Source organism: Methylobacterium sp. DB0501 (genome assembly GCF_011043735.1).
Classification (GTDB): Bacteria; Pseudomonadota; Alphaproteobacteria; order Rhizobiales; family Beijerinckiaceae; genus Methylobacterium; species Methylobacterium alsaeris.
In genome coordinates, this window is the sequence record NZ_JAAKGV010000025.1 from 61,710 (window position 1) to 81,740 (window position 20,031).

A 20,031-nucleotide genomic window follows, 5' to 3' on the forward strand; every position below is an offset into this window, starting at 1 on the left:
CCCCCACGCGGCACGTGCGAGCGGACGCGGATCGGCCTATATGGAGCGGATGTCGCCCGCTCCCGCCCATTCCTGTCTCGTCAAGATCTGCGGCCTCAGCACGCCGGAGACGCTGGAGGCGGCCATCGCCGCCGGTGCCGACCAGATCGGCCTCGTCCATTTTCCCAGGAGCCCGCGCCACGTCGACCTCGTCCGCGGCGCCGCCCTGTCGCTTCAGGCCCGGGGGAGGGCCGAGCGCGTCGCCCTCCTGGTCGATCCCGACGACGCCCTCGTCGACGCGGTGATCGCGGCCCTCAGCCCCGACTGGCTGCAGCTGCACGGCCGCGAGAGCCCGGAGCGGGTGGCGGCCCTGCGTGCGCGCACCGGGCGCCCGGTGATGAAGGCGCTCGGCATCGCCACCGCCGACGATCTCGCCGGGGTCCTCCGCTACGCGGCGAGCGCCGATCGGCTGCTCTACGACGCCAAGCCCGGCCCCGGCGCCATCCTGCCGGGCGGCAACGGCCACGCCTTCGACTGGTCGCTGCTCGAGGATGCCGGCCGCGACACCCCGTTCATGCTCTCCGGCGGCCTGACGCCGGAGACCGTCGCCGAGGCCGTGGCGATCACCGCCGCGCAGGCGGTCGACGTGTCGTCGGGCGTCGAGAGCGCCCCAGGCCGCAAGGACCCGGACCGCATCGCCGCCTTCCTGGCGGCCGCCAGAGCGGCCGCAGGCGTCGCAAGGGCGGCCGCGGGCGCCCCCGGAACCGCCGCGGCGGCTGCGTCCGAACCGCAAATTGCCCCTGCGGCGCGAAGGGCGTAAGCCCCACCGACGAGGATTCCGCAAACCCTTCCAGACTTGAAGAGCTCCTGCCGTGACCGCTCCCCAGAATCCGAACTCGTTCCGCACCGGCCCCGACGAGCGCGGCCGCTTCGGCATCTTCGGCGGCCGCTTCGTGGCCGAGACCCTGATGCCGAACATCCTCGCCCTGGAGCAGGCCTACGCCGAGGCGAAGGCCGACCCGTCCTTCCAGGCCGAGATGACGAGCTATCTCACCCATTATGTCGGCCGGCCGAGCCCGCTCTACTTCGCCGAGCGGCTGTCCGAGCACCTCGGCGGCGCGAAGATCTATTTCAAGCGCGAGGAGCTGAATCACACCGGCTCGCACAAGGTCAACAACGTGCTGGGGCAGATCCTGCTCGCCCGGCGCATGGGCAAGCCGCGGATCATCGCCGAGACGGGGGCAGGCCAGCACGGCGTCGCGACCGCGACGCTCTGCGCCCGGTTCGGCCTGAAATGCATCGTCTACATGGGCGCGGTCGATGTCGAGCGGCAGAAGCCGAACGTGTTCCGGATGAAGATGCTCGGCGCCGAGGTGGTGCCGGTCGAATCCGGCACCCGCACCCTCAAGGACGCGATGAACGAGGCCCTGCGCGATTGGGTCACCAACGTCGCCGATACCTTCTACTGCATCGGCACGGTGGCCGGCCCGCATCCCTATCCGGCGATGGTGCGCGACTTCCAGTCGATCATCGGCATCGAGACCAAGGCGCAGATGCTGGAGCAGGAGGGCCGCCTGCCCGACTCGCTCGTCGCCTGCATCGGCGGCGGCTCGAACGCCATGGGCCTGTTCCACCCCTTCCTCGACGACCGCGAGGTCGCGATCTACGGCGTCGAGGCGGCCGGCCACGGCGTCTCGAGCGGGCTGCATGCCGCCTCGCTCACCGGCGGCAAGCCGGGCGTGCTGCACGGCAACCGCACCTACCTCTTGATGGACGGCGACGGCCAGATCGCCGACGCCCACTCGATCTCTGCCGGCCTCGATTATCCGGGCATCGGCCCGGAGCATGCCTGGCTGCACGAGATGGGCCGCGTCACCTATCTGTCGGCGACCGACAGCGAGACTCTGGAGGCGTTCCGGCTCTGCTCGCTGATGGAGGGCATCATCCCGGCCCTCGAGCCCGCCCACGCGCTCGCCAAGGTCGCGGAGCTCGCCCCCAGCCTGCCGCGCGACCATCTGATGGTCGTCAACCTCTCGGGCCGCGGCGACAAGGACATCCCGCAGGTCGCCGAGATCCTGGGCGACGCCCTCTGAGCCGGCTTAGCGCCTCGCTTTCGCGGCGAGGCGCAAAAAGGCCTGCGACGCTTCCTTGACAGGCCCGGCCGCCTCCCCCTATATCCGCGCCACCGCAGAGCCGGACACGAACCGGCCACCGCGCGGCGGAGTAGCTCAGTTGGTCAGAGCAGAGGAATCATAATCCTTGTGTCGGGGGTTCAAATCCCTCCTCCGCTACCACCCGTTTAGCCCGCTTGGTCAATGACTTAGCGGGCTTTTTCATGCCCGCTAGTCTGCCGAAACGTGTTGCGATTGCCTGCAACACGGGTGCAGGTTTTACAATGGGTTACGGCGTGGCGTAGGCTGCTCCATGCAACACGGTCGCAACACGGAAACGGGCCCGGCAGGAGCATGCGGAGCGGGCTTCGCCTCCGGTGCGTAGGCCGGTTGCGGCCCGTCCTGAGGCTTGGAGCAAGCCATGACCAAGCTCCCCATCGGAATGCTGCCCCGCGGGCTCACTCGTGAGCAGGCGGCCGAGTACTGCGGCTGCGAGACGGTGGAGGCCTTCGACGCGTGGGTTCGGCGCAAGATCGTGCCGCCCGCGATGCCTGGCACCCGGCGGTGGGACCGCAAGGCTATCGATCGGGCCCTGGACCGGCTGTCGGGCTTGCTGGCCCCTGAGGCTGCTGGGCAGTCGTGGGAGGAGTGGGCGGCCCAGCATGCGGACTGAGCGCAGGAGCACGACCGCGGCGAAGCGCTGCGCATTCGGGTACGCGGCAGCGTGCATGGGGTGAAAGCCTTGCCACAACCACCCAGAGCCCCCTCAATCCGCTTCTGGGTCGAGCCCGGCGATATCCCGGCCGAGAAGGTGGCGCGCCGGCTGCATCTGACGCCGGCGCAGTTCGACGCCGTCCGGCCGCGGCTCTTCATACGGGGCTTCCCTCGGCCCGATCCAGACACCGGCATGTACTGCCTAGAGGCGATCGACCGGTGGCGGCACCTACGCCATCCGAGCCTGTTCCCCGAGCTGGTGGCGCTGGGCGCCACGCATACGCCGACGAACCAGGCTGAGAAGCTCGACTTGGTCGAACGAGCCCGTGAAGGCGAGGAGTGGCGAAGACGGGAACGGCTGGCGTCGAGAGGGCGGGCAAAGACCCTCGGCGAGATCGATGCAGAGGCGGAGCAAAAGCGCCGGGAGGCACAAGAGCAGGTCAGGCTGTCTCGGAAGGCTGCAAGGGGCCAGGCTGGCCCCTGATGCTGGAACAGTCCTTCCTTCGTGGGCAGGTCACCCGGAGCCAACGACGATGAACACCGCCTTTCTCCTGATGGCGCAGTACGGCGGCGCAGCCGTGATCCCGATCAGCCTCGTGTGCCGGGACTACTTCTCGCACCTGACGCCCGAGAAGCTGGTTCGGAAGATCTCCACTGGCGAGATCGCCCTGCCGCTGGTTCGCATCGAGGCAAGCCAGAAGGCGGCCAAGGGCGTGCATCTGGTCGACCTGGCGCGGTGGATCGATCAGTGAGCGGAGGCCGCACGGAAGGAGTGCCGTCAGCTCTGCGGTGCCGCCTATGTGGAGAGCAGCCGCGCCGACAGGTAGGCCTCCGCGCCCGGCAAGGTGGCGAGGGATTCGTGTGTGCGCTAGCTGTGGGCTCGGGTCGAATGATCGCCCCGGTGAGCGAGCGATTAACCCTCTAAGTGCCCGGGTTCTGATGCCTCCTAAGTCGTTGTTTCTACAGCAACTTAGTGATGTAAGCTGAGGCAGGACGACGTGCGCCCCTCAACCTGAGGCTCGGCCGTCGCTTTGGGCGCCCGACTGGCCTCGGCTTTCGCCCCTGCGGTTGAGGCATGAGCCCTCGGAAGGGCTTGTCTTAGGAACCTATCAACCCCTCTGAGGTTCTATTGACAGCGTCGGGTGGGAGTGCCATCTAGGCGTCGGGATGCGGAGCAACTGCGCCGCGCCCATTCCGGGGCCCGTGCTTGGATTAGCACGGGCTTCCGCGTTTCTGGCCCTTGCGCTTGATTTTGTGCTTAACCGGGGGTGGGCGCCCTACTCAGACACTTGCTTATGTTAGCGAATGTGGCATGCATAGAGCATGCTGTTCGTGTACATAGACGACTTCGGTCACCCCGGGCCGTACTTCAATCGGACCCATCCGAAGCACAACACCAGCCCCGTTTTCGGGTACGCGGGCTTCGCTCTGCCTGAGCAGCATGTGCGCGCTTTCTCGTCTTTTTTCTTGCAACTCAAGGGCCATAATCTGTCTCATGAGGCAGCGCGGGCCGGCAAACCAATATTCAAATGGGAAAAGAAGGGCACCAATCTTTTTACAAAAAACTCAATAGACAGGTATCCTTCAGTCAGGCAAATGGCTTTCCGCCTTATGGATGAAATAAACCAGCGCGGCGGTTTTGTATTTTATCATGGAAAAGAGAAATTTCGAGAAGTCGAGAACTTAAATCCAGTTGGATTGCAGACTACAATGTTGAGTAAAGCTATTCGCAAGCTCGATAAGGCTGCATGGAGGGCTGACGCGCGGTTTGCCCTTGTTATGGATCAATCTTCGTCCAGAACTGAGTTGCTGGAGTGTGCTCAGAAGACGATGTTTGGCGAGCATCCGTGCAGAAAGATGGTAAGTCCTCCCTTTGAGGTCGAAAGCCATCTGGATCAAAATATGCAAGCTGCCGATTGGGTCGCTACTATCGTTGGCAGGATTTACGCCGCTGAATACGACCCGGAAGGCTTTCAGGGATACGAGAGTTACGATAGGTACTTTAGAGAGAGACTAGGTCGCGTCGCTCGTTTTAGCAGCTGCTCCGCACGGGGGGCGCACAATCCGCACGCGGCACGCCAGCCTCTCGCGATTGCGCATAGCGAGGCGGTGGTCGTCGAGCAGACGGTAATCGAGACGGTCGTCGAAACCCGCACCTTCAGCGTGCTGCGACCCGCCCAATCAGCAACCCGCGACAGGCCTGGGTAGGAGCAACGCGAAGCGAGGGGTGAAGCCATGGATGCCATGACCACCATCAATCTCGTCGCCGTCGCGATCCTCGCGGCGGCCGGCGGCTATGCTTACCTCCGCTGGTCGTCGTGGAAGTTCGATCGGAAGTACGGTCGCGCCACGCCCGCAGAGCCCCGACGTCACGCGGCCTCGGGCGAGTAGGGCCTACTTCTACTCGGCTCTGACTGGTCGGGCCGCCAAAACTCCCTGCTGCTGTGGCCGATTCGCACTCGCCAGAGCCGTGTGACACAGGCACTTCCGGTTGCATGACTGGGGGAAGTCACATGGCACGGATCATCCGCAAAGAGACGCGAAAGCGCGGGTTCTTCGGCAAGCTCTTCAAGGGCGCTTTCATCGGCTTCAATCTACTGATGACGCTGTGGCTTGTCGGTTATCTTATAGACGTCATCCCGAAAATTGAGCAATCTGCGTCAAGCGCTGCAAAGACAGGCGGTCAGATTGGCGTATTATTCGGCGTCGGATTGCTTTGCGTGTTCTGGATTGCTGGCGCACTCATCCTCGGCCTCTTCACGATGATGACGCGGGGCTCGGTCACCGTGATAGAGGAGCGGGTCGAGTAGGCCCGCCCCGAAGTGCGAACCCTACGCCTGAGGCTCACGCATCCTCCGGCCAGCGGCGCAGCACCTTGGTCGTGATGCTGTCGCGCAGGAATTTGGTCACCTTGCAGGAGCTGCCGACGCCCGAACCGGGCATCAGTCGCTGCGCGTCGATGATGGCGTCCGCATCAGCGTGCGGGACGAAGGGCAAGGCTGAATCGGTGACGTCTCAGCCCAAGCGCTCGTCCAGCATGCCGCGGAATGAGTTGCAGAATGGCCTCATACCACCGTCTGCCTAGCTCATAAGATAAGATTTGGGCACGAACTTCCATCGATCACATCATGCAAGGTTCGCCCAATTTTCCATTGACAATCCGAAATATCTACAAACGAATCGATAGCTTCGGCTCTGGGTGAATTGTTAAAATATGCCTGCATCGCACCTTGCGGTCTTCAAAGACCGAGCGGGTACCAAAGCATGCAGCCTCGCAATCCATTCGAAGCCGACTGGCTGATTCGCTCCGCTGAAGAAGAGGCAGCACGCGCCGAGCGTTGGGCCGCGGTGGCGCAGCAGCAGGCAGCCTACCAGTCTGCCATGGCGAGGGCGCACGCGGCGGATGCTGCTGGGCTGCGGGCCTTGTGGACCTTCGAGACAATCCTGGCGCCGAAGCCAGCAGACCACTCGGTTCAGCCGGTGCCGGTGATGGATGAACCGCAGCCCCGGGCTACGCCGGAACCGACAGTGCTGCCGACATGCGAGTTTTGTGGAAAGCCGACACGCATCTGGCAGGGCAAGCCACAAAGGTTTTGCAGCTGGTCAAAGACTGAAATTGGCTCCTCTTGTGCGCATCGTTCTAGGGAGCGGCGACTCGCTAATATAAGGAGAGAAAAAAGACTAAAATTAAGTAGTATGGCAGTTGAAGTCGCATCGTCAGAAAATGACTCTGATGCTAATGCTGTCTCGGTTTATCCAGAAGCACCCAAATGCCAGCACTGCGGAAAAACGACCCGCCTTTGGAGGGGGAAGCCCCAGAAATTCTGCTCGCCCATCAATGGAAAAACAGTTTCAATTTGTGCTTCTGCATTTCATAATCGCGACAGTCGGCCGAGGTCCCGCAGCAGGGCTGCGCGGCCCAAGCACCCTACGAAGCAGAGCGCCCCTGTACGTCCAAGTGGATCTGTATTTTCTACTGCGTCGCCTCATGCAGAAGGCCATGCGCTACTTGCTTCTGTCACTCAGGCAGTCCCGCACCATCTGCCCGACGACCTGCGAAAAGAAATTATCAGTGAAACGGCTCTGCTTGTTCTTGAGGGGACTGAGCTGTCCCAAGCTGTCGCCCAGGCTTCGAAGAGTGTCCGCAAGAATGCTGCCCCACTCCGCTACACCAAGCAGATAGATGATTGCTTCTGGCTCGCAGCTGAAGCGCCAGAATGAGAATTAAAATCTCAAGTAACTGGTAAAGCAGGCGGGGAATTTAGTAGCTGACGCTCGCCCGCCCGTCATATTCCATCCTGCCGCCCGCCCCGCGCCACCTCGATCATCATCTCGTCCGGGAGCTGCCGCTGAAGCTGCAGAGCCTCCTCGGCCGGCGCCTCGAGCCAGGTGCGCCACTCCTCCGCGGTGGTGAGCAGCACCGGCATTGCCTTGGGATGAACCGGCCCGACCACGCCGTTCGCCTCCGTAGTCAGAAACGAGAACAGCCTGTGCTCCTCCTCGACGGGCTCGTCCCGCTTCGGCCCGCGCACGCCCTTCCAGGGCCGCCAGATCCCCGCGAAGGCGAACAGCGGCCGGCTCTCGTCGAGAGCGAACCACACCGGCGTCTTACGGGGCTTCGTGTCGGCGTATTCGCTGAACGAGGTGACCGGCACCAGGCAGCGGTGCGCCGGCTTGAGCCAGGGCCGCCAGTAGGGCGAGGCGACGTTGCGCACGTTGGTGACCGGTTGCGTCCCAACCTTCGGCGGCGGCGGGAATCCCCAGCGCATCATCGTCAGTACCCGCTCGCCGTCGGCGATCTGGACGATGGGCGCCATCTGGTCGGGGAAGATCCCGGGCAGCGGCGGCAGGTTGCCGGCTTCGTCGCGATCGACTGCGAAGGTGCGCCGGATCTCGTCCTGAGAACGGGCGGAGCTGTAGAGGTTGCACATGGCCGGGATCGTAGCCGAACGTGCCCAGCCGGTCCCGTGTAGCGGTGCTGATCGTCTCTGGGGTTTCAAACCGCCGCTTTCGGCCCATAGCGGCGGCTTTGCCGCGAATGTGCAGCCGATCTCACTGAACGGCTGCACTCACCATCGGCACCTCGCTCAACCGCGTCGTGAACCATGGCGACTGCGTGCTACGTTGCGCTAGAATAAAACCTTGAATTGTATTTACCTAATGCGAAAGGATATTGACTTCTGTCATTTTTGCTCCAGCGCAGTCGGCAATCTCATCGTACTCAGGTCCACGCCGGCCAAATCGGGAGCTAACACGAATAATAAATATTTATCGGGCTTTCTCTGCGAACATGCCGAAGAGCACGCTGCGCAGTAACCTGGATAGACAGCCATGAATTTTGCTCGTGACGCCAATATTCTACTAAAGATTGAATTACCTTTCGCGGTTATGATTGCGATCGGGGCTGGTCTCATCGCCTATTCCGAGGCGGTCATGAAGGATTTATCGCGGCAGACGGCGCGGATTGCCGACGTTCAGGCCGCACGCCTGGATGCGGTCGTCCATGTGCGCGGTGGCATCACCGAGGCCACGGTCATGGACCGCAATATGCTACTCGAGAGCGATCCGCAGATACAGGCTCGGTTCAAGACACGCCAGCAGGCGGGCATGGTTGAAGCACGCGAGGCCATCGAACGCCTCGTCGCCCTATCGGACACGCCGGAGCGACGCGCCTTCAACGAAGCCTTTCGCCGGGACGTCGATAGCTTCTTTGCGACCCTCGATCGCGTGTCCGAGCTCATGCTGCGCCATCAGCGCGATGAGGCTTTCGGATCGCCCGCGATGTCGGTATCCCCGCTCGCCTCAAGCTGAATGAATGGATGGTCGAGCGATCCACAGCCCAAGCCAAGGAGTTGGCTGTCGCCAAGGAACGCTCGGCTGCGAATGCTACGGATAGCACGCGCACACTGATCATCTTCTCGCTCGCCGGGCTGGCAGCCGCGCTCGTCCTCGCCAGCACGATCGTCGTGTTCGCGATCACCCGTCCGCTGGCCAGTCTGGTGGACGTGCTGCAACGGATGGCACAAGGCGAGATCGATACCGAGATCAAGGAGGCCGCGCGCGGTGACGAGATCGGCGCCGTCGGCCGGGCGGTCGAAGGCATCAAGGCGATGGTCGCCCGCAAGGCTGCCGAGGAGGCCGAGGTGAAGCAGCGTGCCGACGAAGCGGCTGTGGCCGCGCGCAAACGCGCGATGACGGAAATGGCCGACGGCTTCGAGGCGGCAGTGGGTGGCATCGTCGGCCAGGTCTCGGCCTCGGCGACCGAGTTGCGAGCCACCGCCCAGATGATGACAGCCACTGCGACGCAGACCGCCGCGCAATCCACCGCTGTCGCGGCCGCTGCCGAGGAGGCCTCTTCGAATGTCGGCACCGTCGCGGCGGCGGCCGAGGAACTCGGCGCCTCGGTGCAGGAGATCGGCCGCCAGGTCGACGGCTCGGCCCGGCTCGCTCAGACTGCAGTGGCGGAAGCAGGACAGACCGCGCATCAGGTGCGGGCGCTGACGGAGGCCACCGCCCGCATCGGCGACGTGGTCGGGCTGATCTCCTCCATCGCGGCACAGACCAACCTGCTCGCACTCAACGCCACCATCGAGGCAGCCCGTGCCGGTGCGGCCGGCCGCGGCTTCGCGGTGGTCGCGGCGGAAGTCAAGGAATTGGCTGGCCAGACCGCACGGGCGACGGAGGAAATCACCAGCCAGATCGCGGCGATCCAGGCCACGACGGGCCAGGCGGCCGGTGCGATCAACCAGATCACAGCACGGATCGAGGAGATCTCCGGTGTGACGACCTCGATCGCCGCGGCAGTGGAGGAGCAGGGTGCGGCGACCCAGGAGATCGTGCGCAATGTCAGCCAGGCGGCGTCGGGCACCGGCGAGGTAACGGGCAACATTGCCGGAGTGGCGAGTGCGGCGGAGGACACCGGAGCGGCGGCGAGCCAAGTTCTTGTCTCGGCCTCCGAGCTGTCGCGCCAGTCCGAGCACCTCGCGACGCAGGTGGCGCGCTTTCTCGATACGGTGCGAGCGGCCTGAGCGGTTCGTTTGGGTGGTGACGGTGCGCCCAGCGGTCATTGCATGTGGACACGCTCGGCACCTCGCTCAGCCGCGTCGTGAATCGGGATGAGCGCATCGCGAACTTCGTCGACCAGGTGCGCTTCTCAACAAGCCCCGCCCGCACAACAGCGCCACGCTGACGACAAGGACGATAGGGAGACAGCGCCGCTCAGCCCTCAGGGGTTGGCTATTGTTACAGGCGCACAGGCTGGTCCCGCGGCGGCCCGACACCGGCCGGCACGGGAATGGTAGACGAGCTATAGCTCGAGTTAACGGTCAGTCGCGCATTCCCCTCCGTCCGAATGTGGCGCGCGACGATGACCGTCCAGGCCGACTGATCGGCGACTTTGTTGTTGCCTTTGACCGTGAGGTCAGCATTGGGAAAATAGATTGTGCCGAGAAGCTTGCGGGCATTGTTGGTCGAAATCTCGACCTTGCCGGTGTAGCTGCGATCCGTGATCAGGACGAAGCCGGCATAGGGCCCGCTCTTGCGGCCCTCCAGCTGGAGCACGGAATTCGCCGTGAACTGCGCGGTTTCCAGCCCCTTGAGTATGACGACGACGTCGCTGCCGGTGATCGAGGTCTGCCCGCCGATGCTGAGGCTCGGCCCAACGAAGTAATGCTCGCCGGGCTCTAGAACGATCGTGGCGTTGCCGAGCAGCGAGATGCCACCGCAATGGACGCCCGGCTTGAGATAGGTGGTGCCGCCTCCGATGCTGACAAAGGTCGGGCCGCAGAGCAGGGGCACGCGGATCGCGAGGTTCGCGAAGGGGTCTGTGATGGGGGGCGCATCCGTGATCGGCGCGGGGAGGATCGCCCCCGAGGCGCTCCCGGACGCTCGCGCTTCCCCGGCCGAGAGGGCAGCTGCCCGCGCTACCGTCAGGTTGGCGTTGCTCTGAACCACGCAATCCCTGGCCGAGATCTCGGAACTGTCGGTCACGGTCACGCTGTCCTGGTTGTCGGCGTGCGAGCCCAGGACGCAGAGCGGCTTGCGGGCCGTACGGATGGCGGTGGCCGTCGCGGCGAGGCTCCAGCCCCCGGGCGGCAGAAGGCTGCCGAAGAACGAGGCGCGGTGCGCCGCCAGGCTGACCGTAACCGTGCGGGCTGCGGCGTTGACTGCGGCAGTCGAGGCGATGGTCCAGCGCAGGCGTAAGGGCGCCGCCATGGTATCAGCATAGAGACGCGCGCGCTCCATCGTGGCCGTCGACTGATCGACGCCGAACTCGCCGGCGCCCTGGATTGCCGCGGCGTCGACGTAGCTCTGAAGCTTCGACTTCGCGAGCATCACTTCGGCCAACTCGGCCACGCCCACCGCCCCCATGGCCAGGATCGGCAGGAGGAGACTGAACAGCACGACGATCGTGCTGCGCTCGCATTGTAAGATCTGCCGGAACGGCGGGCGGGCGATACGCATAGAACTGCTTTGGTGATAACGGTAGAATGAGCAGTATGCACGCAGTGATTAGTTCTGCTTGCAGCCTACAAATTCAATGTTTCTTCTATGCCATAAGAATATAAGCTCAGGCTGAAACGTCGATAGGGTCTGACAAGTAACTTCACGAAGGCGGTTAATGGTTTTCACGCCGCCTGCTGCGGTCGGTCGCGGAGCTGAGAGCGCGACGATCCTCGGCCAGTTTGGCGACGTGCCGGAGGATTTTGCCGAGCAGGCGAGCGGCTGAGGCGGTCGCGACTGACCTCGTCGCCCGGACGGTTCCCGTCCCCCACTCGGCCTTTGACCGCAGCCTCCTCTCCACCCACCGGTCCAGCAGCCAGTGCGGCACGGTCAGCGCGGCGAGAAGTTGGAGCGTCAGGGCGAGCAGGCGCTCGACGCTGTTCGCCTGCGGGTAGGTCGGCCACAGGAGAAGGCCGATCAGCAGCGTCAGCCCGAAGATCGGAAGCGCGAGCACGACCGCCCGGCCCATGCCGTCGACCGCCGGCGCCCGGGACGGGTCGTCGGCGAGCGCCCGCATGTGCCGCGGCGCATGCAGGCAGACGAAGTAGAGCCCGAAGGCGCTGAGCGGCGGCAGGATCAGGAAGGCCAGGCTCAAGCCTGCGAGCTCGGCGAGGGTCCCGAACGGGGGACGGCGCAGGCAGAGCCAGGCGGAGGCGAGGACGAGCCAAGCCCAGGCAAGCACAGTCCACCATTCCGGCAGGACCGGCATCGCCGTGTGCGTCACCACCGAGAAGATCCGGGCGGTCTCATCTGGCCGTATCAGGGCTGGCAGGGCGATCGGGAGGCCGCCGCGCACAAAGGCCTCGGCCGGCCGGCCGGGCCCGGCATCCTCGCTGCCAAAATGCAGCACCGACAGGGCGAGGAAGCCCGCAAGCGTGAGATCCGGCGCCAGCCGCCAGACGATCAGGACCGCAGCCGTCAGCGCGAGATAGGGAGCGGCGAAGATCGGGAACCAGGCCCGGCCGAAGCGCGGCTTCAGGAAGGGTTTCGCCACCTCGCCGTCGAGGGCGCCGTGCGGCACGCCGAGGCCGATCACCAGGGCAAGCACCGCTGCCCAACCGGCTTCCCGCGGCAACATAGCCGTAGCGGCAAGGACAGCCGCGCCGGCGGGAAGCAGACAGGACGCCGCTCCCCGGGACAGGCCCGGCCATTGATCGGGGACGTGAACCATCCGCGCGCCGGCCGGCGCCGGGATCGGGGCGGGCCGGCGCGCCACGCCTACTCTGCCGCCGCGAGATGGGGCCGCGCGGTAATCGTCACCTTGCCTTCCGCCAGATCGCGGTCGACGCGCTTGGCGGTCTGGACCGTCGCCATCAGGCCGTAGACGACCTTCGCGGTGAGATCGAGCACCGCGATGATGCCGAGGCCGAGCGCCGGCCCGAGCAGGCCGAGGCCGTCATCGCCCAGCAGCAGCACGATCGGGTAGGCGAGCCAGACCACGGACAGGAACAGGGCGTTGCGCATGAACGAGGCGCGGACGTCGTCGCGCTCGCGGGCGTTCTCCTCGCGCAGCTGGACGAAGATCCCGTAATAGACCCCCAGGAAGGCGCCGCAGGAGATCGCGAACCAGGTCCATTTCAGCCACGCCACCTGGGACAGGCCGAACACGAAGGCGGTGACGATCATGATCAGGTCGGAGCCGATCATGCCCCAGACGATCGCCGGACGGCGCATGCCGCTATGCATTGCGGTGTTCGCGAGCCCGAGCAGCAGCAGCGGTGTGGTGAACGACCAGTCGATGTAGCGGGCGAAGTAGAACGCCCGGGTCGCTGTGCCGGCATCCGGCCCGGCCGGCAGCGCGATGCTCCCTTGCCCCGAGGCCATCGCCAGGTACGAGCAGGCGGCGATAATCGGCACCAAGCCGTGGATGATGGTATCGGCCTCCTCGGCATGGGTGCGGCGTTTGCCGATGAACAGGATGAGGGCGGCGCCCACGCTCATGCCGGCAAAGCCGAGCCAGAGCCAGAACTGAGGGGTCATCGGATGATCCGTGTCTCGTCGTCGGGATTATCGCGACGGCCCGAACGTGCAGCCGCGAGGCGCCGGACAACCGGATACTCGGCGGCAGGTTCCGCTGGGGTAGCCCCCATGCACGGCCGCTTGCCTTGCGGTGCGCCGCTGACGGAAGGCCACGCACCCAGGACTGGGAGCTATCGAAGATCAGGCGGGGGCGCCCCGCCTGCACGGCGGCCCCGGGAGCGATCGGCTGCACCTGATGGCACGCGCGAGCGGCGTCGATTTGGGTGGCTGAGTGATAGCCCATGGCGGCGTGTAGCCCGGAAATAAAAAAGCCCCGCTCGGCGGCTGCCGGCGGGGCTGAAGGCGGGGTCTCGGGTCCAAATGAAGATCCGCCGGCTAACGGCCTAGCAGAGGGGCGGGTTCCAACCGGTCAGTCGTGGTCGTGGTGGCGAACCGACTTCCGGTTGATGCTGTGCAGCAGATCAGTCTCCGCGGTCAGCTGTTTCGGGCGGAACTCAGCGTTGGTCCCGCGCCAGTGTCACCTCGATTGCGGCGGCGAGGTCGGCCTCCGGCATCGCCTGCCAATCCTCGGCCGGGGACAGCCGCACCGAATGCGCCCCGCCCGACGGCGTGCAGACCACCGCCCGGCGCCCCTCGCCGGCGAGCTTGTCCTTCGCCGCCTCCGGCATGTCGGCGAGCGCCTCGATGCAGGTCCAGGCGGTGCCATCCCGGGTGGTCACGTCTCGCTGTTCGCTCATGGTGTCGGTGTCGCTCCGGTGAGAGTGAGGGCGGCCTGCGCGAGGAGGCGCGCCACGGTGCCAGGATCGGCGTAGGCGACGTGGATGCGCACAAGCGGGCGCCCGCCCGCGGCTGGCTCCACCGAGAAAGTCCGGGGTTCGGCCGCAACCAGCATGTCCCGCTCGTCCTCCTCGATCGGCACGACCAGCGACACCCCATGCTCCGCCAGCCAGGCGAGCCGCCGCTGGCCGACCCGGAAGACCGGCCCGGCGGCACTCGCATGCTCCGTGACGCCCGGCAGGGTGCCGGCCGCCCGACGGGCAACCTCGAACCAGACCGAGGGCTTCCGGGGTGGCGTTTCACGGCGCGGGCGGTCGCGTCTCCTCATCCCCCCTCAACGCCGGCCGACGGGACCTGGGCCAGGCGGAGGATGTTGCCTCTCGATCCTGAAGGGAGGCGCGCACGATGTCGGATACCCGAACTGCCCTGGTCGCCGGCGCCAACGGCATCATCGGCAAAGCGCTGATGGAAACGCTCGCCGCGGCGCCCGGCTGGCGGGCCCGCGCCTTGTCCCGTCGCCCGCACGGCTCGCCCGGAGCGGTGGCGGTCGACCTCACCGACGCGGCAGCGACTCGCGCCGCCCTCGCTGAGACCCGCGATGTCACCCACCTGTTCTACGCCGCCCTCGCGCCGCAGCCGAACCTGGCGGACGAGGACACGGTGAACGGCGCGATGCTCTGCCACCTCCTCGACGGGTTGGAAGCCGCCGGCGCGCCGCTCGAGCGGGTGGTGCTCTACCAGGGCGCGAAGGTCTACGGCGTCCATCTCGGGCCGGTGCCGTCGCCGTTCTACGAGGACGAGAACCCGCGCCACATCGGGCCGAACTTCTACTTCACGCAGGAGGACGAGCTGCGCGCCCGCGCCGCCCGCGGTGGTGCGAACTTCGCGATCCTGCGGCCGGACGTGGTGGTGGGGGACGCAGCGGGCAACGCCATGAACATCGCCATGGTGATCGGCGCCTACGCCGCCTTGTGCCGGGCGGAGGGCGCGGCCTTCCGCTTTCCCGGACCGGCCCACGTCTATGACGGGGTCTTCGCCCAGGTGACCGAGGCCGGGGCGCTGGCACGCGCAAGCCTGTGGGCCGCTACCGCCGAGGCGGCGCGGGGCGAGGCGTTCAACTACGTCCATGAGCCGTTCCGCTGGCGCCGGGTCTGGGAGAAGCTCACCGCCGCCCTGGATTTGCCGCCCGGCCCGCCGGTGCCGCTGCGCCTCGCGAGCCACATGGCCGACAAGGCACCAACCTGGGACCGCCTCGTCGCCGAGCAGGGGCTTGTCGAGACACCCTACGAGCGCGCCGTCGGCTGGTCCTTCGGCGATTTCGTGTTCCACAGCGACTTCGATCTCGTCTCCGATATGGGCAAGATCCGCCGCCGCGGCTTCACCGAGACGGTCGACAGCGTCGAGGCGCTGATTGCGGCGATTCAGCGCCTGCAGGAGGCGAAGGTGTTGCCGCGGTAAGCCGGAAGCCGTCCAGGCGGCGTGATCTCAGAACCCGAGATCGTCCTGCCGGATCTCCGATCGGGGATCGATGCCGCGGCTTCGCAGCGACTCAGCTGCCCGCCGGTCCGCCACCGTCTTCTCAGGGGCCTTCCGGCGCCGGCCGCCAGTGCTTCGTGTCCTGGCCTGCGGCGTGGCTCGGCACTTCTCATAGGCTGGCCGTACCTACCGGTCACCATCGCCGCTGCCGGCCGGCGCCTGACGATCCTCCCGCGGCTGCGGCTCGTCGAGCAGCGCGCTCCACCGCGCCACCTCGCGGCCGATGAGGTCTCGACGACGCTCGCCTTTTTCACCAGCCTGCCGTCTCGGCGTGCCCGATGGCCAGTGCCGCGGCGCTCATCGCCGCTCCCGCCGCCACTCTCTCGCCCTGCCAGCGCCCGCGGCCGTTGCCGACCCGATCCTCTCGGCGATCCGAACGCACCGAGGCGCCTGAGCGCTCTTCCATATCGCGTCCGACGACGGGGCGGCTGCGGCTAATGGAAGCCGGACACGAGGCCTCGATGCGGCTCCTCGGCACTGCCTGCGCCTCCCAGGCGCGGCGCGCACGCCCTGATCGCGCACCTTCGCTGGTACGTGGCGGAGGAAGGCACGAACCTGCTGACCAGTGGCATCGGCGGCTGCGAGCGCGGCGACCTCGTGCATGCCCGTCTCGCCGACCTCGTGCTGTTCGTCCCGGAGGCCTCGCCGGACAGCCCCAGCATGGTGTCGAAGGGATCGGATGGCGCGTCGGTCCGAAAGTCGAGTTCGAGCAATCCGGCTTCCTCCAGCGCCTCGATGTCGGGCAGATCGCGCAGTGAAGCGACGCTAAACCAGGCGAGGAACACCGGGGTGGTCACATACGTCAGCGGTGCGCCGGGTTCCAGCGAGCGCGGCCCGACGCTCAGGAGGTCGAGCCGCTTGAGCCTCGCGATCTGCCCGACATCGAGGCGTTGGAGGAAGCCGGATTGCTCGAACTCGACTTTCGGACCGACGCGCCATCCGCTCCCTTCGATGGCATGCTGGGGGTGCGAGGCGAAGCGGCCTGACACAAGCCCATGCAAGTCGGCCGGCGCCCCTCATACTGCTCGCACCGATCGACAACGCCCCTCCCGCCGAGTCCGATGCACGCTATCATGCTCGCGTCGGCGAGCAGGCCAGGCCGCCTGACCCGGAGCAACAAGCCTTCGAAAAATCCGGATCGGCTCAATGGTGGCCCTGTCCGACAGCCAGAACCGTGACACCCAGTGCGACAATTCCGATGCCGACGAGCAGTGTGGCGTTGAGAGGCTCGCCGTAGAGCCAAGCCCCACCGAGCGCGGCCCCCACCATGCCGACGCCGGCCCAGATCGCGTAGACGACGCCGATCGGCAGCATATCCATGCTGGTCGACATCAGCCACAGGGCGGTCCCATAACCGACGGCGACGATCACGCTCGGAACCGGTTTCGTGAAACCATCCGCGGCCTTGAGGGCGAGGGTCGCCGTCACCTCGGCGCTGATCGCGAGACCGAGGATGAGGAAAGCGTTCATGACAACCTGGACTTCCCTGTCGAAAGGTGGCGCCCGACCGGGGCATCCTCACGCAGCGGTTTTCCCGCCGAAGCCGTGAACATTTTCACGCGGCGGACCGGCAGCGGCTCCGCGGTCCACAGTTTTTGCCCGGCCACCCGAGAGCTTGGGTCCTGCATCACGAAGCGTCTTCCTGTGGCCGGGCAATCCTCAGCCTATCAAGACAATCTTCAGGGTCGGTCGCGACAACACTGGCACATGTCTCCGTTGCCGACCATGCCCGTACCCCCGATCCGCAAAAGACCCGCCCGCCGGTGGCGCACCTACGCCGCGATCGGCGTCGGGCTTGTGGCGGGCTCCGCCTGGGCCGCCACCCGCGCGATCGGCGTCCCCGATCCCATCACCCTCGCGGCCCTGGCGGTCATCGAGCCGTCGGTGGTCGGCACATGGTTCCCGAGCCGCACCGTGCCGGCGCCGGCAAAGGCCCGTGCCTTGCCGTTCGAGCCGCGCCCGATCCTCAATCGCGTCGCGTGGAAGGGGCGCGAGGTGCCGCTCGCCACGATGCTGGCGGCGACGCACACCAACGCCTTCCTCGTGGTGCAGGACAACGTGCTGATCCACGAGTGGTATCGTCCCGGAACCGGACCGGCGACGCTGTTCCCGTCATGGTCGGTGGCGAAGTCCGTCGTGTCGCTGCTGGCCGGGGCGGCGATGGCGCAGGGCAAGCTCTCCGAGACCGATCGGGTGTCGGACCTCCTGCCCGAATTGCAATCCAAGGCGGTGTTCGGAAAGATCACCGTGCGCGACCTCCTCGACATGGCGAGCGGTCTCGCCGTCCCGGAGAACTACGATCCGTTCCGTCCCCTCACCGGTACGGCCGGGATGTACCTGACCCGCGACATCCCGGCCTTCGTGAAGGATCACGCGCATCTCGCGTTCAAGCCGGGCAGCAAGGGCCGCTACCGCAGCATCGACACCGAGGTGCTCGGCCTGATCCTGGCACGGATCGAGGGCAAGCCCCTGGCGGATCTGCTCTCGGAACGGATTTGGAAGCCGATGGGGGCCGAGGCCGATGCGACCTGGAACCTCGACCGTCCCGGCGGGAACGAGAAGGCGTTCTGCTGCATCAACGCCACGGCGCGGGACTTCGCTCGCTTGGGGCTCCTCGTGACCGACCAGGGGCGCGCAGGCGGCACCCGCATCATTCCCGCGCGCTGGATCGAGCGGATCGGGACGCCGGCCCGCCGCGCGGTGGACGGCTGGCAATATTCCGCTCAATGGTGGCACGCGCCCGGCGGCGATGACGGCGACATCTCGGCGATCGGCGTCTACGGGCAATACGTCTACGTCAACCACCAGACGGGCACGGTTATCGTGAAGCTCAGCGATCACGGTGCCGAGCAGGACGAGACCGATACCCTCGCGGTGATGCAGGCCATCGCGGCCAATCTCGAGACCAAACGGCCCTGAGCCGACCGTGGCGTGAGGCTTCTCGGCGGGGCGGAGGCGGCCTCCCAACCCTCTTCATGCGTCGGTCGGCGCCGCACTCGGTGCGGGCCGGCGCCTCACGACCCAGTAGAGTCAGACCATCGGTCCGACTCGAAGGTGGCGGACTAGGAGGTTGCGGACGAGGCGGCGCCCGACCGCCTTCCAGGCGGTGGCCGGCGCCGGTGAGACTGGATCGAGGAGCGCGCCCAAGGCGCGGCTGTAATCCAGGACCAGGCCCGGCGTCCACGTCATCCCGGCAGCGCCGTTCCGCAACAAGGCGGCGGCCCAGTATTCGGGGGTCGTCAGGGCCCGGGCCAAGCGTCGCCAGGGAGTACCGGCCCGCGCGAAGGCGCCCTCCACCGCCGCATCCAGCGCGCTCGCCACCGTGGTGGAACAGTTGCGGCTGATGAAGTTGTAGGTGGAATCGTGGCGATAGGCGTCCCAGAACGCCCGGAGCCCGGCGGCGTCGATCCCGGTGAGCGTGACGGCCACCGTGGCGTCGCACCAATCGGCCGCCTCCTCGGCATAGGAGGGGAGGAAGCGCCCCGGCACGTCGTTCTCCGGACCGGCCCGCAAGCTGGAGCGCAGGTTGGCCGTCGAGCGGTCGAGCTCCACGGCGGGATAGTGACTGATGTAGAGGTCCGTGCCCTGCGCGAGGGCGGCATGCCCGGTGGAGACGATCCCGCGGGCGTTCACGGCGGCGATGTAGCGCTGGATCAGCCGCTGCCGGGCCGGCGTCGTGACAGTCCCGGTCGGGGTCCAGACATAGACCGTCAGGCCGTCGGGTTGCGCCGAGGCGGGCTCCGGCTCCATCGCCGGGGTCTCGGTCACCGGGATCTCCCTTGCCAAGCGCTTCGCCCGCCGGCCGGCCAGGGCGAAGCGGGCGCCGTTGAGGATCAGGAACATCCCCAGGCAATAGCCCACCGTGCCCGCGTACCAGGTCGGCCAGGGCTGCAGGTGGAACAGGCCGAAGGCGACGCCCAGGGCTCCGAGGGCAACCGAGCTGCGCCACCCAGAGAACTTGAGCAGGCTCGCGATGACGATCCGGACCGCGCCGTCGACCAGGAAGGCGACGCCGAAGATCACCGCGAGCAGGAAGGTGCTGTGGCGCGTGGCTGCCACGATCAGCACGGCCATCACCAGCAGCACCACGCCCTTGAGGAGGCGCAACCGGCGGGCGGCCCCCAGGGCGGTCAGCCCGGTGACGAGCGAGGCGACACCTTCCAGCAGGAGCAGCACCCCGAACCAGCGATCCGGGATGTGGATCGCTCCGTCGAGGGAATCGATCACGATGAGAACGCCGAGCAGGGCGGAGACGAGGCCGGCGGCGAGGAACAGATGGGCGCGCCGGCTCACCTCGGCGCGTCCCACGAGCAGCAGCCAGAGAGACGTGGTCCTGGCCCCGCTGCTCGCCCTGAGGCGATCGGGGAGGGGAGGGCCGGGCAGGGACGGAGGCGAATCGGACATGACCGGGCGTCTTCGAGCGGATGGAGCG

The 20,031-nt window shown here is 66.5% G+C and carries 20 protein-coding genes, 1 tRNA gene and 2 pseudogenes; 12 read left to right on the forward strand and 11 right to left on the reverse strand.

From position 1 onward, the window contains the following. The first annotated feature begins 49 nt into the window (after window positions 1-49). The 9 genes from G4G93_RS29295 to G4G93_RS29335 all read left to right on the forward strand — a co-directional run bounded on the left by G4G93_RS29295 (window position 50) and on the right by G4G93_RS29335 (window position 5,614). Entirely contained in the window at window positions 50-799 is a 750-nt protein-coding gene (locus G4G93_RS29295) for a phosphoribosylanthranilate isomerase (protein WP_165089959.1), read from the forward strand. A gap of 52 nt (window positions 800-851) precedes the next feature. Next, complete coding sequence (gene trpB, locus G4G93_RS29300; protein WP_165089961.1) at window positions 852-2,072, forward strand: tryptophan synthase subunit beta; 1,221 nt, start codon at window positions 852-854, stop codon at window positions 2,070-2,072. Between the two features lie 124 nt (window positions 2,073-2,196). After that, window positions 2,197-2,273 (forward strand) — tRNA-Met (locus G4G93_RS29305). 238 nt (window positions 2,274-2,511) lie between these two features. Then, window positions 2,512-2,763: a hypothetical protein gene (locus tag G4G93_RS29310; RefSeq protein WP_165089964.1), complete on the forward strand. Its 252-nt coding sequence runs from the start codon at window positions 2,512-2,514 to the stop codon at window positions 2,761-2,763. 69 nt (window positions 2,764-2,832) lie between these two features. Then, window positions 2,833-3,288 carry a hypothetical protein gene (locus tag G4G93_RS36220; protein ID WP_246737095.1) on the forward strand — a complete coding sequence of 152 codons (456 nt, stop codon included), beginning with the start codon at window positions 2,833-2,835 and terminating at the stop codon, window positions 3,286-3,288. Between the two features lie 49 nt (window positions 3,289-3,337). Then, window positions 3,338-3,556: a pyocin activator PrtN family protein gene (locus tag G4G93_RS29320; protein ID WP_165089968.1), complete on the forward strand. Its 219-nt coding sequence runs from the start codon at window positions 3,338-3,340 to the stop codon at window positions 3,554-3,556. A gap of 571 nt (window positions 3,557-4,127) precedes the next feature. Further along, a complete protein-coding gene (locus G4G93_RS29325) occupies window positions 4,128-5,012 on the forward strand; it encodes a DUF3800 domain-containing protein (RefSeq protein WP_165089971.1) in 885 nt (294 codons plus the stop codon). 27 nt (window positions 5,013-5,039) lie between these two features. Next, window positions 5,040-5,195, forward strand: coding sequence for a hypothetical protein (locus G4G93_RS29330; protein ID WP_165089974.1), 156 nt, complete (start codon window positions 5,040-5,042; stop codon window positions 5,193-5,195). Between the two features lie 122 nt (window positions 5,196-5,317). Continuing rightward, on the forward strand, window positions 5,318-5,614 hold the full coding sequence (locus G4G93_RS29335; protein WP_165089977.1) for a hypothetical protein: 297 nt from the start codon (window positions 5,318-5,320) through the stop codon (window positions 5,612-5,614). 34 nt (window positions 5,615-5,648) lie between these two features. On the opposite strand, the gene G4G93_RS29340 is transcribed toward G4G93_RS29335, so the two are convergent. Together G4G93_RS29340 and G4G93_RS29345 are read right to left on the reverse strand one after the other, a co-directional pair. Next, the gene (locus G4G93_RS29340) at window positions 5,649-5,801 is read right to left on the reverse strand and encodes a hypothetical protein (protein WP_165089980.1); all 153 of its coding nucleotides are present in this window, start codon (window positions 5,799-5,801) and stop codon (window positions 5,649-5,651) included. Between the two features lie 1,289 nt (window positions 5,802-7,090). Then, entirely contained in the window at window positions 7,091-7,735 is a 645-nt protein-coding gene (locus G4G93_RS29345; protein WP_165089983.1) for an SOS response-associated peptidase, read from the reverse strand. A 457-nt stretch (window positions 7,736-8,192) separates the two neighbouring features. Here G4G93_RS29345 and G4G93_RS29350 point away from each other — a divergent pair. Further along, a pseudogene (locus G4G93_RS29350) lies at window positions 8,193-9,832 on the forward strand (methyl-accepting chemotaxis protein). A 61-nt stretch (window positions 9,833-9,893) separates the two neighbouring features. Here G4G93_RS29350 and G4G93_RS29355 read toward each other — a convergent pair. The 6 genes and pseudogenes from G4G93_RS29355 to G4G93_RS29380 all read right to left on the reverse strand — a co-directional run. Continuing rightward, window positions 9,894-9,977: pseudogene (locus G4G93_RS29355) on the reverse strand (hypothetical protein); the annotation flags it as partial. Between the two features lie 69 nt (window positions 9,978-10,046). After that, entirely contained in the window at window positions 10,047-11,267 is a 1,221-nt protein-coding gene (locus tag G4G93_RS29360; protein ID WP_165089986.1) for a TadE/TadG family type IV pilus assembly protein, read from the reverse strand. A gap of 154 nt (window positions 11,268-11,421) precedes the next feature. After that, window positions 11,422-12,522 carry a Brp/Blh family beta-carotene 15,15'-dioxygenase gene (locus tag G4G93_RS29365; RefSeq protein ID WP_312892292.1) on the reverse strand — a complete coding sequence of 367 codons (1,101 nt, stop codon included), beginning with the start codon at window positions 12,520-12,522 and terminating at the stop codon, window positions 11,422-11,424. A gap of 2 nt (window positions 12,523-12,524) precedes the next feature. Next, window positions 12,525-13,286, reverse strand: a complete 762-nt coding sequence (locus G4G93_RS29370) for a bacteriorhodopsin (protein ID WP_165089989.1) — start codon at window positions 13,284-13,286, stop codon at window positions 12,525-12,527. A gap of 494 nt (window positions 13,287-13,780) precedes the next feature. After that, window positions 13,781-14,023 carry a hypothetical protein gene (locus G4G93_RS29375; RefSeq protein WP_165089992.1) on the reverse strand — a complete coding sequence of 81 codons (243 nt, stop codon included), beginning with the start codon at window positions 14,021-14,023 and terminating at the stop codon, window positions 13,781-13,783. Continuing rightward, complete coding sequence (locus G4G93_RS29380; RefSeq protein WP_165089995.1) at window positions 14,020-14,391, reverse strand: MmcQ/YjbR family DNA-binding protein; 372 nt, start codon at window positions 14,389-14,391, stop codon at window positions 14,020-14,022. The genes G4G93_RS29375 and G4G93_RS29380 overlap by 4 nt, the downstream gene beginning before the upstream one ends. A gap of 77 nt (window positions 14,392-14,468) precedes the next feature. Here G4G93_RS29380 and G4G93_RS29385 point away from each other — a divergent pair, with 77 nt between their 5' ends. Continuing rightward, window positions 14,469-15,521 carry an SDR family oxidoreductase gene (locus tag G4G93_RS29385; RefSeq protein ID WP_165089998.1) on the forward strand — a complete coding sequence of 351 codons (1,053 nt, stop codon included), beginning with the start codon at window positions 14,469-14,471 and terminating at the stop codon, window positions 15,519-15,521. 512 nt (window positions 15,522-16,033) lie between these two features. On the opposite strand, the gene G4G93_RS36640 is transcribed toward G4G93_RS29385, so the two are convergent. Together G4G93_RS36640 and G4G93_RS29395 are read right to left on the reverse strand one after the other, a co-directional pair. Next, entirely contained in the window at window positions 16,034-16,588 is a 555-nt protein-coding gene (locus G4G93_RS36640; RefSeq protein WP_206290093.1) for a hypothetical protein, read from the reverse strand. Between the two features lie 154 nt (window positions 16,589-16,742). Then, complete coding sequence (locus tag G4G93_RS29395) at window positions 16,743-17,069, reverse strand: multidrug efflux SMR transporter (RefSeq protein WP_165090001.1); 327 nt, start codon at window positions 17,067-17,069, stop codon at window positions 16,743-16,745. Between the two features lie 255 nt (window positions 17,070-17,324). Between G4G93_RS29395 and G4G93_RS29400 the strand changes: the two genes are divergently transcribed. After that, entirely contained in the window at window positions 17,325-18,518 is a 1,194-nt protein-coding gene (locus G4G93_RS29400) for a serine hydrolase domain-containing protein (RefSeq protein WP_246737096.1), read from the forward strand. Window positions 18,519-18,629: 111 nt separating this feature from the next. Here the strand turns inward: G4G93_RS29400 and G4G93_RS29405 are convergent, their stop codons facing one another. Beyond that, entirely contained in the window at window positions 18,630-20,003 is a 1,374-nt protein-coding gene (locus G4G93_RS29405; RefSeq protein WP_165090007.1) for a DUF4105 domain-containing protein, read from the reverse strand. Window positions 20,004-20,031 lie beyond the last annotated feature (28 nt).